At 72.8% G+C, this 21,464-nt stretch carries 14 protein-coding genes and 5 tRNA genes; 10 read left to right on the top strand and 9 right to left on the bottom strand.

Annotated features, from left to right (window positions below):
• Positions 1 to 209: 209 nt before the first annotated feature.
• On the top strand, positions 210 to 1,445 hold the full coding sequence (glgC, locus tag ACFYYW_RS19190) for a glucose-1-phosphate adenylyltransferase (protein ID WP_387650293.1): 1,236 nt from the start codon (positions 210 to 212) through the stop codon (positions 1,443 to 1,445).
• Between the two features lie 217 nt (positions 1,446 to 1,662).
• On the opposite strand, the gene ACFYYW_RS19185 is transcribed toward glgC, so the two are convergent.
• Positions 1,663 to 1,962: a hypothetical protein gene (locus ACFYYW_RS19185; RefSeq protein ID WP_387650291.1), complete on the bottom strand. Its 300-nt coding sequence runs from the start codon at positions 1,960 to 1,962 to the stop codon at positions 1,663 to 1,665.
• Between the two features lie 332 nt (positions 1,963 to 2,294).
• Here ACFYYW_RS19185 and ACFYYW_RS19180 point away from each other — a divergent pair, with 332 nt between their 5' ends.
• Entirely contained in the window at positions 2,295 to 3,635 is a 1,341-nt protein-coding gene (locus ACFYYW_RS19180; RefSeq protein WP_387650289.1) for an amidase, read from the top strand.
• 128 nt (positions 3,636 to 3,763) lie between these two features.
• On the opposite strand, the gene ACFYYW_RS19175 is transcribed toward ACFYYW_RS19180, so the two are convergent.
• The 6 genes from ACFYYW_RS19175 to ACFYYW_RS19150 form a co-directional block, all read right to left on the bottom strand.
• A tRNA-Pro gene (locus ACFYYW_RS19175) sits at positions 3,764 to 3,839 on the bottom strand.
• A gap of 222 nt (positions 3,840 to 4,061) precedes the next feature.
• Positions 4,062 to 5,150, bottom strand: a complete 1,089-nt coding sequence (locus ACFYYW_RS19170; RefSeq protein WP_387650288.1) for a mechanosensitive ion channel family protein — start codon at positions 5,148 to 5,150, stop codon at positions 4,062 to 4,064.
• 87 nt (positions 5,151 to 5,237) lie between these two features.
• Positions 5,238 to 6,188: a tripartite tricarboxylate transporter substrate-binding protein gene (locus ACFYYW_RS19165; protein WP_352328431.1), complete on the bottom strand. Its 951-nt coding sequence runs from the start codon at positions 6,186 to 6,188 to the stop codon at positions 5,238 to 5,240.
• Between the two features lie 109 nt (positions 6,189 to 6,297).
• Positions 6,298 to 7,071 (bottom strand): SAM-dependent methyltransferase, encoded by a 774-nt coding sequence (locus ACFYYW_RS19160; RefSeq protein WP_387650287.1) that lies wholly within the window; start codon positions 7,069 to 7,071, stop codon positions 6,298 to 6,300.
• Positions 7,072 to 7,132: 61 nt separating this feature from the next.
• Positions 7,133 to 8,953 (bottom strand): glutamine--fructose-6-phosphate transaminase (isomerizing), encoded by a 1,821-nt coding sequence (gene glmS, locus ACFYYW_RS19155; protein WP_352328429.1) that lies wholly within the window; start codon positions 8,951 to 8,953, stop codon positions 7,133 to 7,135.
• 13 nt (positions 8,954 to 8,966) lie between these two features.
• The gene (locus ACFYYW_RS19150; RefSeq protein WP_352328428.1) at positions 8,967 to 9,254 is read right to left on the bottom strand and encodes a hypothetical protein; all 288 of its coding nucleotides are present in this window, start codon (positions 9,252 to 9,254) and stop codon (positions 8,967 to 8,969) included.
• Between the two features lie 201 nt (positions 9,255 to 9,455).
• Here ACFYYW_RS19150 and ACFYYW_RS19145 point away from each other — a divergent pair, with 201 nt between their 5' ends.
• The 6 genes from ACFYYW_RS19145 to ACFYYW_RS19120 all read left to right on the top strand — a co-directional run bounded on the left by ACFYYW_RS19145 (position 9,456) and on the right by ACFYYW_RS19120 (position 14,056).
• A complete protein-coding gene (locus ACFYYW_RS19145) occupies positions 9,456 to 11,720 on the top strand; it encodes an N-acetylmuramoyl-L-alanine amidase (RefSeq protein ID WP_387650285.1) in 2,265 nt (754 codons plus the stop codon).
• Positions 11,721 to 11,810: 90 nt separating this feature from the next.
• Positions 11,811 to 11,882, top strand: a tRNA-Gly gene (locus ACFYYW_RS19140).
• Between the two features lie 15 nt (positions 11,883 to 11,897).
• Positions 11,898 to 11,968, top strand: a tRNA-Cys gene (locus ACFYYW_RS19135).
• A 48-nt stretch (positions 11,969 to 12,016) separates the two neighbouring features.
• A tRNA-Gly gene (locus tag ACFYYW_RS19130) sits at positions 12,017 to 12,088 on the top strand.
• A 19-nt stretch (positions 12,089 to 12,107) separates the two neighbouring features.
• Positions 12,108 to 12,179 (top strand) — tRNA-Val (locus ACFYYW_RS19125).
• Positions 12,180 to 12,820: 641 nt separating this feature from the next.
• Positions 12,821 to 14,056 (top strand): serine hydrolase domain-containing protein, encoded by a 1,236-nt coding sequence (locus tag ACFYYW_RS19120; RefSeq protein ID WP_387650283.1) that lies wholly within the window; start codon positions 12,821 to 12,823, stop codon positions 14,054 to 14,056.
• Between the two features lie 26 nt (positions 14,057 to 14,082).
• Here ACFYYW_RS19120 and ACFYYW_RS19115 read toward each other — a convergent pair whose 3' ends face one another.
• A complete protein-coding gene (locus tag ACFYYW_RS19115) occupies positions 14,083 to 14,613 on the bottom strand; it encodes a tetratricopeptide repeat protein (protein WP_387650281.1) in 531 nt (176 codons plus the stop codon).
• On the bottom strand, positions 14,610 to 17,480 hold the full coding sequence (locus ACFYYW_RS19110; protein WP_387650279.1) for an AAA family ATPase: 2,871 nt from the start codon (positions 17,478 to 17,480) through the stop codon (positions 14,610 to 14,612). Before ACFYYW_RS19110 ends, ACFYYW_RS19115 begins: the two co-directional genes overlap by 4 nt.
• Positions 17,481 to 17,765: 285 nt before the next feature.
• Here ACFYYW_RS19110 and ACFYYW_RS19105 point away from each other — a divergent pair, with 285 nt between their 5' ends.
• Both ACFYYW_RS19105 and ACFYYW_RS19100 read left to right on the top strand, forming a co-directional pair.
• The gene (locus ACFYYW_RS19105) at positions 17,766 to 20,048 is read left to right on the top strand and encodes a TOMM precursor leader peptide-binding protein (RefSeq protein ID WP_387650277.1); all 2,283 of its coding nucleotides are present in this window, start codon (positions 17,766 to 17,768) and stop codon (positions 20,046 to 20,048) included.
• 39 nt (positions 20,049 to 20,087) lie between these two features.
• A complete protein-coding gene (locus tag ACFYYW_RS19100; protein ID WP_387650276.1) occupies positions 20,088 to 21,437 on the top strand; it encodes a SagB family peptide dehydrogenase in 1,350 nt (449 codons plus the stop codon).
• The last annotated feature ends 27 nt before the right edge of the window (positions 21,438 to 21,464 follow it).

Genomic DNA, 21,464 nt, shown 5'->3' with positions numbered 1-21,464 from the left:
CTGCCGCCCGCCAGCGAGCGGCATGTTTTGCGCCGACCATCAACTCCGGCACCGCACTTGTGAACCGTCGCAAGCATAGGGAACACATCGATACAGCCCAATGTCGGTAAGTCCGGCCCCTGCTCAACGCGGATAAGTCAGGACACGGCGGCACAGCACAGTGCGCGGTTTCGTCGATAGATCGGCCATTTACGGGTAGCGTCCTGGACATGAGGTCCCGGAGGGTGCTTGCGGTTGTGCTGGCAGGTGGAGAGGGCAAGAGGCTCATGCCGCTCACGGCGGATCGGGCCAAACCGGCGGTGCCGTTCGGGGGGATGTATCGGCTGATCGACTTCGTGCTGTCGAACCTCGCGAACGGCGGCTTCCTGAAGATCGTGGTGTTGACCCAGTACAAGAACCACAGCCTCGACAGGCACGTCTCCCGTACCTGGCGGCTGTCGGCGATGCTGGGCAACTACGTCACGCCCGTGCCCGCCCAGCAGCGGCTCGGGCCGCGCTGGTTCTCCGGTTCTGCGGACGCGCTGTTCCAGAACCTGAACCTGATCTACGACGAGATGCCCGAGCACGTGATCGTGTTCGGCGCCGACCACATCTACCGCATGGATCCGCGGCAGATGGTCGAGCAGCACGAGGACTCGGGCGCGGACGTGACGGTGGCGGCGATCCGCCAGCCGCTCTCGCTGGCCGACCAGTTCGGCGTGATCGAGACCGATCCCCAGGGCCGCCGCATCGTGGCCTTCAGGGAGAAGCCGAAGGACGCCGTGGGCCTGGCCGACTCCCCCGACGAGGTCTACGCCTCGATGGGCAACTACGTCTTCAAGACCCAGGCCATGATCGACGCGCTGCGCGAGGACGCGCTCGACCCGACCAGCAAGCACGACCTGGGCGGCAACATCATCCCGATGCTGGTCAAGTCCGGCGGCGCGGACGTCTACGACTTCAAGAACAACATCGTGCCCGGCTCCAGCGAGCGCGACCGCGGCTACTGGCGCGACGTGGGCACCCTCGACGCCTACTACGAGGCCCACATGGACCTCATCTCCGCCCACCCGATCTTCAACCTGTACAACGACAAGTGGCCGATCTTCACCGGGCACGACCCGCTGCCCCCGGCCAAGTTCGTGCACAACGACGGCGACCGGGTGGGCCGGGCGATCGACTCGCTGGTCTCCCCCGGCGTGATCGTCTCGGGCGGCATGGCGATGCGCTCGATCCTGTCGCCGAAGGTCGTGCTCCACTCGCACTCGCTGGTGGAGGACTCCGTGCTGATGGAGAACGTCAAGGTGGGCCGGGGCGCGATCGTGCGCAAGGCGATCATCGACAAGAACGTGGTGATCCCCGACGGCGCGCGCATCGGCTTCGACCTCGACTACGACCGCACCCGCTTCGCGCTGACCCGCGGCGGGGTCGTGGTCATCGGCAAGAACGAGATCGTCGACCGTTAGGGCGCGGGCGGGCCGGTCCCCGCCCGGGGCCGGCCGCGTACCGGGCGGCGGCGGTCCGGATCAGCCCCGGCCGCGCGCGAGTGTGCTCATCGCGTGGGCGGACGGGTTCCGGATCCGGCCGGTCGGCGTGGGGTGTGGCAGCGCCGGGCGCCGCGGGCGCCCGGCAACGCAGGATCCCGGGCCGCGCACGGCGCGGCCCGGGTCAGGAGGTGCGACCTCAGATGCCGGCGCCCACGCCCAGGCCGTACGCCCAGCCGCCCGGCCAGTAGCCGCGGCCCCCCCAGTAGCCCCAGTTGTAGCCGTCGTGGGGACGCCCGTAGTAGCCCCTGTGGTGCTCGCAGGCGTCGGCGTCACGGTGTCCGGCGGACACGCCCCACGGCGTGATGCGCAGCGCGGTCGAGTCGTCGGACGTGCTCAGGTCGCACCTGTCGTGCTCGACGTTGGCGTTGGCCGCCCCCGCCATGCCGAACAGCGCGGCGACGGCGAAGCCGCCGGCCACGATGAGCTTGGCTTTCATGAATCCCCCTGGATCACGAAGTGACATCGCTGATCACTGTACGTAATCGCCTCCGTACCGCCGTGTAACGCCACGCCAGGAAAGGACTCGGCGCTTTCCGGTGCCACCCCGGCGAAGTCCGGCCTTCTCCGGCCACTCCGGAAGCCCCGCCGCGGCCCCAGAACCCGGCTTTCTCCCGGCGGAAGCCCCGCCGCGGCCCCAGACCCCGGCCTGCTCCGGCGGAAGCCCCGCCGCGCCCCCGGAACGCCGGTCGGCGGGCCGGGACGCGTAGTCTGCTCCGCACGCCCGTCCGTTCACGGCGGGGTCGCCGTGAACCGTCCGGAGAGGACCTCATGCCGCCCACACCGCCCGGCCCCTTCACCGGCCGCTCCGTCACCGACCTGGCCCGTGACCTGCGCGCCGGCCGGACCACCGCCGCCGAGCTGGCCAGGCTGGCGCTCGACGCGGCCGTCACCCTGGACCCCGCGCTCGGCGCCTTCGTCACCGTGGACCCGGTGGGCGCGGCGGCCGCCGCCCGGCGGGCGGACCAGGAGCTGGCCGCGGGCGCCGACCGCGGCCCACTGCACGGCGTGCCGGTCGCCGTGAAGGACCTCATCGACGTCGCGGGGCTGCCCTGCACGATGGGGTCGCGGCACTTCGCCGGCCATGTCGCCGAGTCCGACGCCGCCTGCGTGACGCTGCTGCGCCAGGCCGGGGCGGTGATCGTCGGCAAGACCACGACCCACGAGTTCGCCTACGGCCCCACCGGCGACCGCTCGGCCAACGGCCCCTCGCGCAACCCGCGCGACCCCCGGCGCATGTCCGGCGGGTCGAGCGGCGGCAGCGCGGCGGCCGTGGCGGCCGGCATGGTGCCGCTGGCGATCGGCACCGACACGGGCGGGTCGGTGCGCATCCCGGCCGCCCTGTGCGGGATCGCCGGGTTCAAGCCCGCCTACGACGCGATCCCGGCCGCCGGGGTGTTCCCCCTGTCCCGGACGTTCGACCACGTCGGCGTGCTGGCCGCCGCCCCGCTGGACTGCCTGATCGCCTACCGGCAGCTCGCGACCGGCGGGCCGCCGCCCGCCCGTGACGGTGCCGGTGAGGCGGCGGCGGTGCGGGTGGGGTGGCTCGACCCCGCCGTCCTGTCGCCCTGCGATCCGCGCGTCGTGGAGGTGGCGCGGGCGGCGGCGGGCGCGGAACCGGCGGAGGTCCGGCTGCCCGGGGAGCTGGCCGAGGCGCTGCGGGAGACGTACGCGACGGTGCAGGGCGCGGAGGCGTCCGCCGTGCACGCCGACCGGATGGCCAGGGCGCCCGAACTGTTCGACCCCGAGGTGCTCGACCGGCTGCGCGCGGCCATGGACCTGCCCGCCTGGGCCTACGTCAAGGCCCTGGACGAGCGGCCCGCGCTGGCCGCCGCGGCGGAGTCGCTGTTCGACGACCATGACGTGCTGGCGCTGCCGGCCGTGCCGCTCGTCGCGCCGCCGCTGGAGCAGCGCCAGACCGAGCTGGACGGGCGGGCCGTCGCCGTCCGGGCCGCGCTGCTGGCCCTGACCAGCCCGTGGAACGTGCTCGGCCTGCCCGCGCTGACCGTGCCGGCCGGCTCGGTGGACGGGCTGCCGGTCGGGTTGCAGCTCGTCTGCCGGCCCGGCCGGGAGGAGCTGCTGTTCCGGGTGGCCGGCTCACCGGGCGGCTGAGGAAAGGTGGGCCCCGGGTCCGGCCCGGCGCAGGCCGGACCCGGGGGCGGGGGCTCGTGTCCGGCCGGGGGGCGCCATTCCCGTCGGCCAGGCCGAAGCCCACGGCCCTTTTCTTTCAGGGCCGTACGTCCGAGTGGCAGGATTCGAACCTGCGATGCTCCTGCTCCCAAGGCAGGCGGGCTGACCGAACTGCCCCACACTCGGCCATGAAATCACCGAAGCCGCCCCGGCGGAGGCCCGGGACGGCTTTCCTGGTCGATTCTCCGCGGAATCACCGGAAAAGCCTTGGCCGCAGCTCAGGCCGGTTGCCGGACGGCCTGGAGTGCCGAGGTCCGCGCATGGCCGCCGCCTTTCTCGTGGTTTCGTGGAATGTCGCTCCGGAACGAGATCAACGGTAGACCGGGGGCCGCCGGAAATGCCACGTATTTATCGCCGGTCGCGGTCCTGGTCGTTGGTCCAGGCCACCCCGGCGCGCGTTTCCGGGGCCTCGACGCGGAACCGGGGAAGGGCGTCCGGATAGTTGTCGCGGACGAAATTGACGAGGAATTCGCGGACGTCGCACTTGAGGTCCCAGGAGGAGGGCGAGTCGGCGGCGCTCATCAGGGCGCGCAGCTCGACCAGGCCGTTGGGCAGCACGTCGGTGACCTGGAGCGTCCAGTCCTTCTGGTCCCACAGCGGGTTGCCCTGGAGGAACTCGTACAGGGCGTCGCGCAGTTTGGGCACCGGCACCGCCCAGTCGACCCGCAGGAACACCACGGCGAGCACCCGGCTGCCGTGCCTGGTCCAGTTCTCGAACGGGTTCTGGGTGAAATAGGAGACGGGCAGCACCAGCCGCCGCTCGTCCCACAGGCGCAGCACCACGTACGTGAGCGTGAGCTCCTCGATCCTGCCCCACTCCTCCTCCACCACGACCACGTCGTCCAGCCGCAGCGCGTCGCTGAAGGCCAGTTGCAGCCCGGCCAGCATGTTGCCGATGGTCGGCTGGGCCGCGATGCCGACGATGGCGCCGGCGATGCCGGCCGAGGCCAGCAGCCCGGCGCCGAGCGCCCGCACCTGCGGGAAGGAGAACAGCATGGCCCCGAGCGCGATGACGATGATGACCGCGGCGGCGATGCGGCGCACCAGCGCGATCTGCGTCCTGATCCGCCGCGCCCGGCGGTTGCGCTCGCCCTCGACGAGCACCAGCCGGTCGAGCACGACGTCCGTCAGCGCGTACGTGGCCTGGATGATCAGCCAGGTCACCGTGCCGATGGTGGCCAGGCCGATGACCCGGTCCACCGACTGGGCCAGGCCGCGCTCGTCGGCGGTGTCGCCGAAGATGCCGGGGGCGAAGACCAGGTTGCAGGCCACCGTGGCGGCCACGCAGAACGCCGGCCACGTGCAGTGCTCGACCAGGTGGCGGGCCAGCGCCCATTTTCGTCCGACCCGGATCAGCACCCGGCGGACCACCTCCACCAGGAGCACCGCTCCGATCACCGAGATGACGAGGATCGGCCAGGCTGCCGGCGACTGCACGTTTCGCGCCCCCTATGTCGTAGAACGTCGCTTCAAGGTCACATTGCCCTCAAGCGCCACTCCATACGCACGGACACGCCGTTTCGGCTAGTGGCCGTTGCCGCAACTGCCCCAGCACGTCGTGGCTCTGGTGCTGGCCAGCAGCCCGAGATCGCGCAGCACGGCCTGGGTGCGCTCGACCTCGGAGGTCAGCCAGAGCCGGAAGTCGTCCCCGCTGAGCGGGATCGAGATCCACCCCGCCCTCCGGCACGCCCGCCGCCACGAGGCCGAGGAGGTCACCTCGTCACACATGCGCACGGCCGACTCCCTGCTGTCCTCCGGCATGTTCTCGGGCCCGACGGCCGCGGCCCAGTCCGCGAAGTCCACCCGGACGCCCGACTCCAGCAGGGTCGGCACGTCGAGCCCCGGCACCCGGCGGGCGCAGGAGACGGCCAGGGCCCTGACCCGGCCGCCGCCGATGGCCGCGCGCCAGTCGCCGAGCAGGCCGGCCGCGGCCGCCGCCTTGCCGCCGAGCAGCGCCGAGACGGCTTCGTGGCTGCTGGGGTAGCCGGTGTAGTCCATCTGCCTGGTGTCGGCCCCGAGCCCCTTGGCGATCAGGCCGAACAGCAGGTGGTCCGGCTCGCCCTGCGGCCCGCCGGCCAGCATCGTCCCGCTCGGGTCGGCCCGCAGGTGGGCGCCGAAGTCGTCGAAGTCGGCGAAGCGGGAGTTGGCGGGCACGACGACGACCTCGACGTCGCCGGTGAGCCTGGACAGCGGGGTCGAGGTGTCGAGCAGCGTCTGCCCGTTGTTCAGCTCGGAGGCCGCCAGCGCGGGCAGGCCGGTCACGGTGATCCGCGTGCCGGTGGGCGACGCGCCGACGCCCGAGGCGCGCGCGGCGGCGGCGAACGCCTCGCCGACCCGGGCCCAGCGGTCGCCGCCCGCGACGATCGAGAACCGCCCCCTCGCGCCGGCCGGGCCGCCGGCGACGTGTTCCGTCCCGCATCCGGCCGCGCACGCCGCCGCGCCCAGGGTCCATGCCAAGAACCGCCGACGGCGCATCCGCCCTCCCCCGACCTTCGCGAGTACCGCCATTACCTGAAGTTATTGACAGTTCACTCGCTGTTACACATCGGGATACGGTTAACCGAAATTTCGGCCTATACCGGAGTCAGTCCTGCTTCGTGGCCACCCCGGCCATCAGGGACGACGGCAGCGACCAGTCGCCCACCAGCTTGGGCCGGTCCGGCCGCCAGTCCACGGCCTGCACCAGGCCGGGCGGGTCGAGCGCGAAGCCGCCGAAGAAGGCGCGGATCTCGGCCGGGCTGCGGTCGGCCCCGCCCGAGCCGGACGAGCCGCGCCGGCCCCTGCGCGGGCTCTCCTCCTCCGACAGGCGTCCCATCGAGGTGGCGTGGGAGATCACCAGACGGCTGCCGGGCGCGACCGCCTCGCGCAGCGCCGCCACCGCGCCCTGCGGATCGGCCGCGTCGGGCAGGAAGTGCAGGATCGACACCAGCACGATCGCGACCGGCCGCGACAGGTCCAGGAACCGGCCCGCGCGGGCCAGCACCTCCTCGTGGTCGAGCAGGTCGGCTTCCAGGAAGGCGGCCCGGTCCGTGCCGGCGAGCAGGGCCCTGGCGTGCGCGGCGACGACCGGGTCGTCGTCGACGTAGACGACCCTGGCCGACGGCGCGACCTCGTGCACGCTGCCCTGCGTCGGCAGCCCGCTGCCCAGGTCGATGAACTGGGTGATCCCCGCGGCGGCGACGTAGCGCACGGCACGCTGGAGGAAGGCCCGGTTCGCGCGGGCCAGCGGGACCGCCTCCGGGACCAGCTCGGCGAGCTGGTCGATCGCCAGGCGGTCGACCGCGAAGTTGTCCGTCCCGCCGAGCATGTAGTCGTACATGCGTGCGAGATTCGGAGTGTGGGGGTCGAACTGCCGCACAGTAATGAATTTATGTGGTACGCAGCCGGATAACACTACCCTGCGAGGATTGTGGCTGAATTTATTCCACAGTCACGCTCTTGGCGAGATTGCGAGGCTTGTCCACGTCCCTGCCGAGGGCGACCGCCGCGTGGTAGGCCAGCAGCTGGAGCGGGATCGTCAGCAGCAGCGGGTCGAGCTCGATCTCGTTCTTCGGGATCACGATCACGTCGTCGGCCAGCTTGGCGTCGGGCTCGCGGTGGCCGACCATGAGCACCTGGCCGCCGCGGGCGCGGATCTCGCCGAGCGTGGTGAGGTTCTTGTCGAGCAGCTCGTCGTCGGGGACGATCGCGACCGTCGGCATGTCCGGGCCGATCAGCGCGAGCGGGCCGTGCTTGAGCTCGCTGGCCGGGTACGCCTCGGCGTGCACGTACGAGATCTCCTTGAGCTTCTGCGCGCCCTCGCGGGCCACCGGGTAGCCCCTGACCCGGCCGACGAACATCATGCTCGGGTGCTTGGCGTACTTCTGCGCCAACTCGGCGATCTTGTCGCCCTGGGCGAGGATCTCCTCGATCTGGCCGGGCAGCCGGCGCAGGCCCTCCACGATGCGCCGCCCGTCGGCCGGCGACAGGTCGCGCACCCGGCCCAGGTGCAGCGCCAGCAGCGCGAAGGCGACCGAGGTCGAGGTGAACGCCTTGGTCGAGGCGACCGACACCTCGGGCCCGGCGTGCAGGTAGATGCCGCCGTCGACCTCGCGGGCGATGGCGCTGCCCACGGCGTTGACGATGCCGATCACCCGGCCGCCCTTGCGCTTGAGCTCCTGGACGGCGGCCAGCGTGTCGTAGGTCTCGCCCGACTGGCTGATCGCGACGTAGAGGGTGTCGGGGTCCACGACGGGGTTGCGGTAGCGGAACTCGCTGGCCGGCTCGGCGTCGGCCGGGATGCGCGCCAGCTCCTCGATGAGCTGCGCGCCGATCTGCCCCGAGTAGTACGCCGACCCGCAGCCGATGATCTTCACGCGGCGGAACGAGCGCGTCTCGCGGGCGTCCATGTTCAGGCCGCCGAGGTGGGCGACGTGGAAGCGCTCGTCGAGGCGGCCGCTCATCGTGCGGGTCATCGTCTCGGGCTGCTCGGAGATTTCCTTGAGCAGGTAGTGCTCGTAGCCGCCGGTGTCGTAGTGGCCGGCGTCCCAGTCGACGGTCAGCGGCTCCTTGGCGGTCTCGCGGGCGTCGCTGGCGAAGGTGTGGAAGCCGTCGGCCTTGAGCACGGCCAGCTCGCCGTCCTCCAGGTGCACGACCTGGCGGGTGTAGCGGACCAGGGCGGCGACGTCGGAGGCGGCGAACATCTCCTTCTCGCCGATGCCGAGCACGATCGGGCTGCCGTTGCGCGCCACGACCACCTCGCCGGGCCGCTCGGCGTCGATCACCGCGATGCCGTACGTGCCGACGATGGTCTTGAGCGTCTTCCTGACCGCCTCCTCCAGGGAGTCGTTCTCGTCGGCGGCGCGGGCGATCAGGTGGGCCAGGACCTCGGTGTCGGTCTCGGACAGGAACTTCACGCCGTCGGCCTCAAGCTTGGCGCGCAGCTCGCCGGCGTTCTCGATGATGCCGTTGTGCACGACCGCGATGCGCTGGTCGGCCGACAGGTGCGGGTGGGCGTTCTCGTCGCTGGGCACGCCGTGGGTGGCCCAGCGGGTGTGGCCGATGCCGTGGTTGCCCTTGAACCGCACCGGCACGACCTTGGCCAGGTCGGCGACGCGGCCCTTGACCTTGCGGACCTTGAGTCCCTTGTTCGACACCACGACCCCGGCGGAGTCGTAGCCCCGGTACTCAAGCCGCTGCAACCCTTCCAGCAGGATGGGCGCCGCGTCCTTGGGGCCCACGTAGGCCACGATTCCGCACATCGAGGTCTCCTCTTTATCCGTAGACGATCCTGCGGAGCTGCCGCAGCGACAGCTCTGGTGCCGCTACCCGGCGTGCGGGTAACTCGGCGGCGATCCGGGGGAAGATCTCGTCGTTGGTCAGGCCGCGGGCCTTGAGCTCGCCGTGACGGCGGCGTACGAACTCCTCGACCGGCTCGGAGAAGTACGACAACACGTCGGCGACCACGCGGGCCGCCTCTCCTGGGTCGAGCGCGCTCGTCCGGGTGAGATGGGCGATGAGGTCTTCGTAGGGATGCCGCGCCGTGGACACAGACGAGGACATTACGCACCTGGAGCGAGACACGCCAACATCCTGCCCGGAATCGGGCAGGATTTAACTTCAGGACGCTTCACTTCTCCCCTTGCCGATCTCCGGGCGGCGGGCCAGCGATTCTCATCCGTATCATCCGACCCGTCTGACACATCCCTTTCTGGGAATGGTTACGTTCGGTGATCGACCAGTGCCTTTCCGTGGGGAGATGTCATGCAGCTTCGGCTTGCCGCCGTCCTGGCCGCCAGCTTGTCCGCCGGGGTGGGCGTCGTCGTCGGCGGCCCGGCCGTTCCGGCCGCGCCCGCCGTCACGGGCGGCGCGGGCGGCGCGGGCGGCGCGGGCGGCGCGGGCGGCGCGGGCGGCGCGGGCGTCCGGGAGCAGGGGCGGCAGGCCGACTTCGCGGCGGCCGCGGCGGAGTTCGGGGTGCCGGTGAGCGTGCTGCTCGGGGTGTCGTACCTGGAGTCGCGGTGGGACGCCAACGGCGGCCGTCCCAGCACGGCGGGCGGATACGGCCCGATGCACCTGGTGGACGTCGTGGCCGCCGAGCAGGCGGCCCCGGCCCCGGAGGGCTTCGCGCCGGGCGACGCCAGGGGCGACGACAGCCGCCCGCTCCCCCGCTCGGCGACGCGGGCGGTCAGCCGGCCGGTTTCGCGGCCGCCCCAGCCGACTTCCCGGTCGGCTTCGCAGCCGGAGGCCCGCTCGGGGGGACGGTCGGAAGCGCAGTCGGCGGCGCGGCTGAAGGCGGGGGCCGGCACGTCGGCGGGCGCGGAGGCGGGCGCGGTGGCGGGTGCGGTGGCGGGTGCGGTGGCGGGTGCGGTGCCGGAGGCGACGCTTGCCCTGGCCGGGCGGCTGGCCGGGGTCGCGCCGCGGGCGCTGCGCGCGGACCCGCGCGCCAACATCAGGGGCGGCGCCGCCCTGCTCGCCTCCTACCAGCGCCGTCCCAGCCCTGACCCGGCCGACTGGTACGGGGCCGTCGCCCGCTACTCGGGCACGCGCGACCCGCTCGCCGCGCGGTCGTTCGCCGACGAGGTGTTCGCGGTGCTGCGCGAGGGCGTCGCGCGCCGCACGGACGACGGCTTCGACGTACGGCTGGACGCCGTGCCCGGCCTGCGCCCGCCCGCGGCCCCGGCCAAGAGCGCGACCGGCGACGACTCCGACGAGGACGACGACCCGTTCTTCTTCTCCGACATGGAGCCCGAGGGCGACGACGACTCGGAGTCGGCCGACGAGTCCGACTGGGACGTGCCCGCCCAGGACGAGCAGCCGCTGACCGCCGCCGACTCCCCCGGATCGTCGGCCGAGTGCCCGAGCAGCCTCAGGTGTGAGTGGATGCCGGCCGCGCACGAGAGGTACGGCAGGAAGAAGGACCGCGGCTACGGCAACCACGACCGGGTCGCGGGCCGCCGCCAGGTCGACTACATCGTCATCCACGACACCGAGGGCGGCTACCAGGGCATCCCGTCGATGGTCGGCAACCCGAGGTACGTGAGCTGGCACTACACGGTCCGCTCCCGGGACGGGCACGTCGCCCAGCACGTCCCGACGAACGACATCGCCTGGCACGCCGGCAACTGGGACTTCAACGCCCGCTCGATCGGCATCGAGCACGAGGGCTACCTGGCCAGGGGCTCCTGGTACACCGAGGCGATGTACCGGTCGTCGGCCAGGCTGGTGCGCTACCTCGCCGGCCGGTACGGCATCCCGCTCGACCGCGCCCACATCCTGGGCCACGACAACGTGCCGGGCGCCACGGCCCAGGCGGTCGCCGGCATGCACGAGGACCCTGGCCCCTACTGGGACTGGGCGCACTACTTCGAGCTGATGAACCACCCGATCAAGGGCGACGGGACGGGTTCGTCGGTGATCATCCGGCCGTCCTACGAGGACAACCGGCCGTACTACACCGGCTGCGTCAGCACCAAGCCCGGCCGCCGGTGCCCGGAGCACGGCGCGGCCAGCGTGTGGCTGCACACCCGGCCGAGCGAGAGCGCCCCGCTGGTCACCGACGCCGGCAAGCACCCCGGGAAGCCGAGCACGTACAGCGTCTACGACCACAGCGCGCGTGCCTCGACCGGGCAGCGGTTCGCGGTGGCCGGACGGCAGGGCGACTGGACGGCGATCTGGTACCTGGGGCAGCGGGCCTGGTTCCTCAACCCGTCCTCCGCCCCCACGGCCGTGCCGGCGAAGGGCCCGCTGGTCACGCCGCTGGCCGCGGGCACCAAGGTGTACGGCCGCGCCTACCCGGAGCGGTCGGCGTACCACGGGGGCGGGGTCCAGCCGCTGACGCCGCTGCAGTACCGGATCGGGCCGGGGCAGTCGTACTCGCTGGGCGGCACCTTCACCGGCTCCTTCTACTCGGCCGGCGCCTTCAACCCGGCCAGGCACGTGCGGGTCACGGGGTCCGTCCGGTACCACCAGATCCAGCTCGGGCATCGTGTCATGTTCGTCCAGGCCAAGGATGTGCGCGTCATCCGCTGAATTTCGCCCCACGGGGCTCGGGCTGCGCACGGGCACTCCGCGAAGACGATATGGTTTTCCCGTGGCCCCGCGAGTTCGCGGGGGATTCACGCGGAAGTGGCTCAGTGGTAGAGCATCACCTTGCCAAGGTGAGGGTCGCGGGTTCGAATCCCGTCTTCCGCTCGGAGTCATACTCCTGGTGGAGTGGCCGAGAGGCGAGGCAGCGGCCTGCAAAGCCGTCTACACGGGTTCAAATCCCGTCTCCACCTCGGTGGTACAACGGACTCTCCTGGGTCCGGTAAAGTTAAGTGCGCCATGCGGAAGTGGCTCAGTGGTAGAGCATCACCTTGCCAAGGTGAGGGTCGCGGGTTCGAATCCCGTCTTCCGCTCTGAGTGACAACTCAACAAGGACGATTAGCTCAGCGGGAGAGCGCTTCCCTGACACGGAAGAGGTCACTGGTTCAATCCCAGTATCGTCCACCCACGCTCTTCGGAGTCAGGCCGGGTTTCGGTCCGGTCCGGACAGCGGTCAAGCCCCAGCGGACGGCAGACGCCGGACGACTGGGGCTTCTTCGTTTCGGCGACCGTGCCGCCGGCCTCCTCCCAGGCACCAAGACCACCCTGCCTTTCCGGGCGAAGCCCGCCCGCGGCTGCGGAAGCCCGTCCCCAGGCCGTTGGACCGCCGGCCCCGTGGCCTGTACGGAGTTCGGACCTCCAGGCCGATCGGCGGCTCGCACTCGTCCGGCAGGTCACGTCCCCCAGGTCGTCGGTACGAAACCGCCACGTCACCGTGTTGCCCAGCCGGCGCAGATCCGGCCTCGGGCCGCGCTCGCCCAGCGGTGAGCGCAGCCCGATCAGGGACCGTTCTTCGTCGGCGAGGTCCCCCATGTTCGACGGCCTGCCAGGGCCGCCGGCCACAGCCCCGGGCTGTCGCGCGGCCTGCGCCAGTGCCCTGATGTCGGGGATTCGATGTATCGCGGACGTATCGAAAAGCGCATACGCCACCGCAACCGTCCTCCATCTTCAGTAGTCCCACCGGCCACATGGTGGTGATCGGCTGCCGACGGCGGGCGCGGTCAGACCTGCAGCGGTCGGTTCGTCGTCAGGAAAGGACCGTGATCATGGACTCTGCAGGTGGCGTCGGCCGGCGGCGGCTGCTCGGGTGGAGCGGGCTCGCAGCGGCCGGCGTGGTGGCGGCCGGCGCGCCGCTGGTGGGCGGGCGGCCCGGCAACCGGCAGCGCCGTCCGGCCGCGACCGGCCCCGGCATCCCGCCGGACACCCGTCCCGGCGGAGCCTACGACCGGTACGTGGCGAAGCTGGCCGCGGACGGCAGGTTCTCCGGCGTGGTGCTGCTGTCGCACCGGGGCCGGACGGTGCTGTCCCGCAGCTACGGCATGGCGGACAAGGAGAAGGGGATCCGCAATCACGTAGGCACCGCGTTCAGCCTCAGTTCGGCGGGCAAGCCGTTCGGCGCGGTGGCCGTCCTGCAGCTGGTGCAGCAGGGCAAGGTGAAGCTGTCCGACACGGTGGGCACCCACCTGACCGGCTACGCCAAGGACGTCGCCGAGCAGGTGACCGTCCACCACCTGCTCTCCGGCACCTCCGGGCTGAGCACCCCGGAGGAGGACCCGCAGCGCATCTTCCGGAGCCGGGAGGAGGTGCACGAGTTCTACGAGCGGTGGGCCCGGAAGGCGAAGCTGGTGGCCGCCCCTGGCACCCCCACCGACCACGCCGGCGCCGACGTCGTCATTCCGGCGCTGATCGTGGAGGCGGTGACCGGCAGGACGTACTGGGACTACGTCGAGGAGAACATCTTCAAGCGCTGCGGCATGACCGGCTCGGCGTTCTACACCAGGCGGCAGTGGCTCACCGATGCGCACATCGCGCACCCTCACATGACGCTGGCTGACGGCAGTGTGGTGGACGCCGTCCGCAACCTGGGCAAGAGCAGCTCGAACCGGTCCACGCCAGGCAAGAACCCGGGCCGCGGCTTCATCGACGCCCCGGGGGACGGGGGCTTCGCCACCGCACCGGATCTGGTCCGGTTCGCGCACGCCCTGAGCGAAGGCACGGTGCTGGAACGGCCCTGGGCCGAGGTGCTCACCGCGCCCAGGTCCCCCCACGGGCCGCAGTCGTTCGGGGCCTACCACATGCCGGTCCGCATCGTCAGCGGTCAGTGGGTGCACGGGCGCGCCGGCGCCAACCCCGGTGTCGGCGCCAGCTGGAACATCTACCCGTACACCGGCTGGGTCGGTGTCATCCTCAGCAACACCGACGGCGGGGCGCTGCAGGAGCTGACCGGGCGGGAGATACAGGCTGTCACCGGCGGCACGCCTGGCGGGGGCGGGGGCGGCTGAGGCGGACCGGCCGACCGGCGGATCAGTCAGCGATCGGCGCCCGCGTCGAGTGATCGCAGGGCCGCCCGGGTGCTGGCGATCAGCTGGGGGTCGCCTCCGGCCGTGCGCAGGGCCAGGGCCTCCTGCAGCACCTCGCGTGCCTCCTGCGTGCGGCCCAGGTCGGCCAGGGTCTTGCCGAGATGCTGGAGCGAGAAGCACACCATCTCCGGCACCTCCTTCCTGGCGAGGGCGAGCATCGCGCGGCACAGGGCTTCCGAGGCTGCCGCGTCCCCTGCGTACCGATGGGCGTCGGCCAGGTTGATCGACGCGGCGATCCGCCTGCCGCTCGTGTCCGCCAGGTCGAGCGCACGGTTCAGGTAGTGGATCGCGTCGCCGTACTCGCCCAGAACCAGCAGCCCGATCCCGAGCGCGCGCAGCGTGGTGTGGTCGGCGGGGGCCCGGGCGCGGGCCGCGTCGACGAGCGCGGTGAGCAGGCCGCGGTCGCGGGGGACCATCCGCTGGCGTTCGTCGTGGGTGACGAGCCGGTTGACTGCCTGGAACAGGTCTGGGTGGTTCACAGGTATTCGTGGGGGCCGGTGGGCACGGGTTCGGCGGCGGGCGGGTCGTCGTCGGACAGGCCGGTGAGGATGACGGCGAGTTCGGCGCGGGTGTGGATGCCGAGCTTGCGGTAGATGCGGGCCAGATGGGTGTCCACGGTGCGTTTGCTGATCGACAGCGTCGTGGCCACCTCCAGGTTGCTCATCCCGCGCAGCACCAGGTCGGTGACCCGGCGTTCGCCGACGGTCAGCACGTGGTCGTCCTGGCCGGGGGTGAGGGTGGCGACGCGGGCCGGGGCGGTGGCGGCGCGGTGCTTGTCGGCCAGCGCGGCCAGGCGGGCCGCGCCGCAGTCGGCGGCCAGCCGCAGCGCCAGGGCCAGCGTCTCGTGGGCCTTACCGTCGTCGCCGGCCTGCCGCTGGGCGATGCCGAGGCGCAGCAGGGCCCTGGCGTGTTCGAGCCGGGCGCCCCGGCTGCCCAGCAGGGCGACGGCCTCGTGCAGCATGTCGAGCCGGACCCGGCCCTCGTGGGCGAGGCTGCCCGCGCTGAGCGCGCGGGCGACGACGGTGGGCGCGCCCCAGGCGCGGGCCAGCTCCAGCTCCCGTTCGGCCACGATGCGGGCCGCCGAGCGCTCCCCGGACAGGACGTAGGCCAGGATCGAGTTCGTGCCCCAGGGCACGCAGGCCGGGTTGGTGATGCCGGCGGCGGTCAGGCGGCGGCCGCACTCCAGCAGGGTCAGCAGGCCGTCGCGCGGGCGGCCCTGCGCGAGCCGGAGGCGGCCCAGGACGTCGAGGGCCTGTCCGGAGATCAGCGGGTGCCAGTCTCCGTAGGGGGCGACCGACTTCAGCGCGGACTCCGCGGCCTCCAGGTCGCCGAACTCCACCAGCACCCGGGCGGCGCAGGCGGCGGCGGCCACGTGGAAGCCCTCGGCCTGGCACTCGCGCGCGCTGGCGACGGCGGCCTCGGCGTCGGCCAGCCCGGCCTCCAGGCTGCCGAGCTGGTAGCGCACCTCGGCCCTGGTCAGCAGCGCCAGCGCCAGTCCGGTGCCGGAGCCGGCCTCCTGGGTCTCGCTGACCAGGCGTTCGGCCCAGTAGGAGGCCTCGTCGAGGCGGTCGCCCCACACCAGCGGCAGCACGGCGGCCGCCGGCACCGGGCCCTGGCCGTCGAGGCAGCGCCGGGTCTGGGCCAGCGTGCGCGGCAGGCTGCGGCCCCGCGCGCCGGTGGCCAGGGCCAGCACGCTGAGGAACTCCCGGGCCGCCGGGCTGACCAGCGCGCCGAGGGAGCGTCCGAGCCGGCGCAGGCCGAGCCGTCCGGCCGAGCGGCCCCACAGCAGCGCCTGGGCGGCGAACACGAGCAGCAGGTCGGCCCCGCCGAACTGCGGGGCGGCGGCGGCGCTCTCGGCCGCGCCGGCGAAGACCTCGGCGGCCTCGGCGGAGTTCGCGGTGACCAGGATGTCGGCGAACGGCGCCAGCGACATCAGGGCGTGCGGGGCCGTCCTGACCCGGCCGTAGGCCGTGCGCAGGTGGCGCAGGCAGGCGGGCAGGTCACGGTGCTTCTCCACGGCGCCCAGCTCGGCGGTGACCTCCAGCACGGTGTCCTGGTCGTCGCTCTCGGCCAGCGCGCGGTGCAGGTAGCCGGTCGCGTCCTGCCACGAGTGCCTGGCGGCGGCCTCGCCGGCCGCCTCGCGCAGCACGGTGACGGTGAGCGGGTCGCCGGTCGGGCCGGCCGACATCAGGTGGCGGGCCGAGCGGCGCAGCGGCGCGCCCAGCCGGTACAGCAACGCCGCGGTACGGCGGTGCAGCCGGTCGCGCTCGCCCGGGTCCATCCCGGCCAGCACCGCCTGCTGGATGCGCGGATGGGCGAAGCGGTCGGGCGGCGTGCCGGTGACCAGCCCGGCGCGGCGCAGCGTCTCCCCCGCCGCCCTGGCGGTGTCCTGGCCGTGCCCGGCGATCATGGAGGCGACCTCCATGCCGTCCTCGGGCGCCACGATGGCCAGGCTGCGCAGCAGGTCGACGCCCGCGGCGTCCACGCCGGAGCCGCTGCCGGACAACCAGCCGAGCGCGGTCTCGGTCAGCGCCAGCGCGCCGATCTCCAGCACCCGGGGCAGCTCGCCGCTCACCGGGCGCACGCCGGACCGGCCGAGCCGCCCGGCCAGCTCCCGCAGCAGCAGCGGGTTGCCCTGGGTGAGCCGGTGGCAGGCGGCGGCGACGTCCTCGCCGATCTCCTCCCCGGTCTCCCTGCCGCCGCCGAGCACGGACTCCATGAGCCGGGCGGCGCACTGGGCGCACAGGGGCGCGGGCCGCAGCAGCCGCGTGTACGGCAGCGCCGCCAGGTCCCTGACCAGGTCATCGGGGCCGCCGGAGTCGGCGCCGGCGCCGGCGGTGGTGAGGACCATCGCGATGGGCAGGCCGTCGAGCCGCCGGGCGATGTAGGAGCACCACTGCGAGGACTGCGGATCGGTGTGGTGCACGTCGTCGACGGCGATGATCAGCGGCCGGTCGCCGGTGAAGGAGCGGGTGGCCCGGTAGAGGCCGTGCAGCAGGTCGGGGGTGACGGGGTGGCCCCGGTCGAGCCCGCCGCCCAGGTCGGGGCCGACGACGGCGCTCCCGCCGGACGGCGGCGCGCGCCCGGCGGTCATGAGCGGTTCGAAGAGCTGGCGGACCACGCCGAACGGGTGGTCGCGCTCGGTGGGGTGGCCCCGGGCCATCAGCAGCAGCGCCCCCACCTCGCCCCTGGCCGCCAGCGCGGCGTTGAGCAAGGTCGTCTTTCCCATGCCCCGGGACCCCTGGATCAGCAGGACGGAGGGGCCGCCGGCACGGACCCTCGACAACGCCTCCCGCATCGCGGCGGTCTCGACGTCACGGTGTAGCAGCGGCTGTCCCGAAGACATCGCCACTCCCCACAGTTCGGCCCCCCTGAAACTGTCCACCAGGATCATGCCGCCTCAGGCGGGCGGGCTGTCAATACCTGGGCGCACGAATCCGACTAATCCGGACTATTGGCACCAGGTTCAACAGTCGGCCCATGCCGCGGCGCATGCGCATTCCCGACGGACCAATACGTATTTTCGCCCGTCGTACCGGTGAAATGCGTACGCCGGAATTACGTCTTTACACCGGATCCGGCCCGATGCGACTCTGCGATCAACCGATATGGACCCGACACGGGGAGGGCCATGGACCGCCCACGTCTCAAGGCGCACTTCACACCCCAGGTCATCGACGGGTCGAAGGTGTTTCTCCTGGCCGAGGGTCAGCACTACCTCGTCCGGTCGGCGGGGGCCGGGAAACTCCTTCCCTACCTGGACGGACGGCGTACCGTCGCGGAGATCGCGAGCGCGCTGAGCGACGAAGTGCCGCTGCCGCAGACGCTGATCGCCATTCGCAAATTCGCCGCATTCGGCCATCTCGCCAATGGCCGCCCGGATTGGCCGGACAGCACGCTGGCATTCTGGGACGCGCAGGGAATTGACCCGGTCCACGCCCACGACGCGCTCTCCCGCGCCGAATTCACCGTCGTGCCCTGCGCGGGGGCCGACGCCGCGGCGCTGCTCCCGGTGCTGCGCGAGCACGGACTACGCATACGTACGGCGAGCGTGGACGAGGCGGCCGCCGAGCCCGGCGGGACGATGTCGGTCGTGGTGGCCGGCGACTACCTCGATCCGGCGCTCGACCGGCTCAACGCCGCCTACCTGGCCGCCGGGCACCCGTGGGCGCTGGTGAAGCCGGGCGGGATCACGCTGTGGGTCGGCCCGGTGCTCCAGCCGGGACGTACCGGCTGCTGGGCCTGCCTGGCGCAGCGGCTGGCCGGGAACCGGCAGGTCGAGCGGTACCTGGCGGGCAAGCGCGGCGGCGGGGCGCCCTTCCACCCGGCGCGGGAGTCGGCGCCCGCCGGTCCGGCCGTGGCGGGCGGGCTGCTGGCCGTGGAGCTGGCGCGGATCGCCGCTGGGGCGGCCCCCTCGCGGCTGGAAGGCCGGATGACCACCGTCGACCTGCGCACGCTCGGCGTCATGGAGCACACCCTGGTCCGGCTGCCGCAGTGCCCGGCCTGCGGCGATCCCACGCTGATCAGCCAGCGCAGCCCCAAGGTCGCGCTGTCGGCGCGCAGCGCCCGGCACGTCACCGACGGCGGCTACCGCATCGAGCCGCCCGCGCGCACGTACGCCCGGCTGGAGAAGCACATCAGCCCGCTGATCGGCGCGGTCACCCGGCTGCACACCTTCGCCGAGGAGGACAACGGCGTCACCTACAGCTTCACCGCGGGCCACAACTTCGCCATGATCGGCGACAACATGGACCTGCTGCGGCGCAACCTGCGGGGGCAGAGCGGCGGCAAGGGCCGGACCGAGGTGCAGGCCAAGGTGAGCGCGCTGTGCGAGGCCATCGAGCGCTACTCGGGGGTCTGGCGCGGCGAGGAGCCGGTCACCGAGGCCGCCTACGCCGACCTCGACCCGGCGGTGGCCGTCCATCCCGAGTCGCTGCTGCACTTCTCCGACGCCCAGTACGCCGGCCGCGAGGACTGGAACAAGGACCCCGCGCACCGGCTGCACCTGGTGCCCGAGCGGTTCCGTACGGACCTGCCGATCGACTGGTCGCCCGCCTGGTCGCTGACCGAGGAGCGGGAGCGGCTGGTGCCCGCCGGCTACGCCTGGTACGGCCACCCCGACCTGGAGCGCCACTTCTACTGCGTGGGCGACTCCAACGGCAACGCCTCGGGCAACTCGATCGAGGAGGCCGTCCTGCAGGGCTTCTGCGAGCTGGTCGAGCGCGACGCGGTGGCCCTGTGGTGGTACAACCGGGCCCGGCGGCCGGCCTTCGACCTGGACTCGCTGCGCGACCCGTACGTCGACACCGTGCGCGAGTTCTACCGCGGCATGGACCGCGACCTGTGGCTGCTCGACATCACGACCGACCTCGGCATCCCGGCGTTCGTCGGGGTCTCGCACCGGCTGGGGCACCCGGTGGAGGACGTCATCGTCGGGTTCGGCGCGCACCTCGACCCGCGCATCGCCGCCATCAGGACGCTGACCGAGGTCAACCAGTTCCTGCCCTCGGTGGAGCGGCGCGACGAGCACGGCGAGACGCTCTACCTGGACGACGACGTCGCCACGCTGGCCTGGTGGAAGGAGACCAAGCTGGCCGCGGAGCCGTGGCTGGTGCCCGACCCCGCCGCGCGTCCCCGCACCCTGGCCGACTACGCCCGCTCGGACGGCGGCGACCTGGCCGGTGACGTGCAGACCTGCGTGGCCAGGGCCGCCGCGGCCGGGATCGAGGTCATCGCGCTCGACCAGAGCCGTCCGGACCTGGAGCTCAGCGTGGTCCGGGTGATCGCGCCCGGCATGCGGCACTTCTGGCGGCGGCTCGGCCCCGGCCGGCTGTACGACGTGCCGGTCGCGCTCGGCTGGGTCCCCGAGCCCCGCGCCGAGGACGAGCTCAACCCGACCAGCGTCTTCTTCTGACCGGTTCGCGGGGCCCCTGGTGACGGAGAGGAGCGGGCCATGGACGAGACCAAGCTGCGGCTGCGGCGCGACGCGGAGCTGACCGAGGCGGACGGCGAGGTGCGCGTCTCCATGCCGGCCGGCTCGCTCGGCCTGCGCGGGCTCGACGCCGGCGCCGCGGCCGCCCTGCGGATCCTGGCCGGCGGCGACGCGGGCGAGACCGCCCTGGCGGCGACGGTGGGCGAGGCCGGGCTGCTGCGCTGGAACCTGCTGGTACGCCGCCTGTCCAGGGCCGGCCTGCTGGAGTACGCCGCGGCGGGGGCCCGGCTGCGCCCGGTCGGCGCCGGGAGCGTGCAGCCCGCGCCCGCGCCGGCGGTGGACACGCCGATCAGGCTGTCGCGCTTCGCCGTCGTCACCGCCGGGGAGGGCGTGCTGACCGTGCGCTCACCGCGCAGCCCGGCGGCGGTCGAGCTGTCGCCCGATGCCTGCGGGCTGCTCGGCGCGCTGGCATCCTGGACGACCCCGGCGGAACTGGCGAACGACGGCGGCCAGGGGCGGGCGCAGGTGCTGCGGTTCCTGGCGGCGGCGGGCGTGCTCGCCACCGGCCCCGAGGACGACGACCTGCGCCAGGCCCAGTGGCACCCGCGCGACCTGTGGCTGCACGCCCACAGCCGCGGCCCCCGCTGCACCGGCCGCTACGGCGGCACGTACGCCTTCACCCCCCGCTTCGACCCGGTGCCCGCCGATCCCCCGCCGTTCACCGGCGAGCGGATCGAGCTGCCCCGCCCCGACCTGGAGCTGCTGGCCAAGACCGACCCCAGCCTGACCGACACGCTGGAACGCCGCCGCTCCCTGCGCGAGCACGACCCGGCCGCGCCCATCACCCTGGCTCAGCTCGGCGAGCTGCTCTACCGGACGATGCGGCAGCGGGCCGTGTTCACCTCGCCGGACGGCCAGGAGCTGACCGACCGGCCCTACCCCTCCGGCGGCTCGGTGCACGAGCTGGAGGTCTATCCGCTGATCGTGTCCTGCCAGGGGGCCGAGCCGGGGCTGTGGCACTACGACACCGCCGGGCACGCCCTGGAGCTGGTCTCGCCGCCCACCCCCGCCGTGCGGGCGCTGGTCGAGCGGGCCAGGTCGGCGGCCCAGCTCACCGGCGACCCGCAGGTGGTGCTGACCGTCACCGCCCGCTTCGGCCGGGTGATGTGGAAGTACGAGACGATCGGCTACTCGCTGGTCCTCAAGCACGTGGGCGTGCTCTACCAGACGCTCTACCTGGCCGGCACGGCCATGGACCTGGCCGTGTGCGCGCTGGGCGGCGGGGACGCCGCCGACTTCGCGCTGGCCAGCGGCCTGGACTACCTGACCGAGGGCAGCGTCGGCGAGCTGATCGTCGGCAGCCGGCGGTGATGGGCACATGACGGCACGACGGCGGCC

The organism is Nonomuraea sp. NPDC001831 (genome assembly GCF_042892035.1).
Lineage (GTDB): Bacteria > Actinomycetota > Actinomycetes > Streptosporangiales > Streptosporangiaceae > Nonomuraea.
This window is presented reverse-complemented; position numbering and strand designations above follow the sequence as displayed.

What these genes read in the sequence shown, in the direction of transcription:
- glgC (WP_387650293.1), top strand. Translation starts at nt 210, where the DNA reads ATGAGGTCCCGGAGGGTGCTTGCGGTTGTGCTGGCAGGTGGAGAGGGC.
- ACFYYW_RS19185 (WP_387650291.1), bottom strand. Translation starts at nt 1,962, where the DNA reads ATGAAAGCCAAGCTCATCGTGGCCGGCGGCTTCGCCGTCGCCGCGCTG.
- ACFYYW_RS19180 (WP_387650289.1), top strand. Translation starts at nt 2,295, where the DNA reads ATGCCGCCCACACCGCCCGGCCCCTTCACCGGCCGCTCCGTCACCGAC.
- ACFYYW_RS19165 (WP_352328431.1), bottom strand. Translation starts at nt 6,188, where the DNA reads ATGCGCCGTCGGCGGTTCTTGGCATGGACCCTGGGCGCGGCGGCGTGC.
- glmS (WP_352328429.1), bottom strand. Translation starts at nt 8,953, where the DNA reads ATGTGCGGAATCGTGGCCTACGTGGGCCCCAAGGACGCGGCGCCCATC.
- ACFYYW_RS19150 (WP_352328428.1), bottom strand. Translation starts at nt 9,254, where the DNA reads ATGTCCTCGTCTGTGTCCACGGCGCGGCATCCCTACGAAGACCTCATC.
- ACFYYW_RS19145 (WP_387650285.1), top strand. Translation starts at nt 9,456, where the DNA reads ATGCAGCTTCGGCTTGCCGCCGTCCTGGCCGCCAGCTTGTCCGCCGGG.
- ACFYYW_RS19120 (WP_387650283.1), top strand. Translation starts at nt 12,821, where the DNA reads ATGGACTCTGCAGGTGGCGTCGGCCGGCGGCGGCTGCTCGGGTGGAGC.
- ACFYYW_RS19110 (WP_387650279.1), bottom strand. Translation starts at nt 17,480, where the DNA reads ATGTCTTCGGGACAGCCGCTGCTACACCGTGACGTCGAGACCGCCGCG.
- ACFYYW_RS19105 (WP_387650277.1), top strand. Translation starts at nt 17,766, where the DNA reads ATGGACCGCCCACGTCTCAAGGCGCACTTCACACCCCAGGTCATCGAC.
- ACFYYW_RS19100 (WP_387650276.1), top strand. Translation starts at nt 20,088, where the DNA reads ATGGACGAGACCAAGCTGCGGCTGCGGCGCGACGCGGAGCTGACCGAG.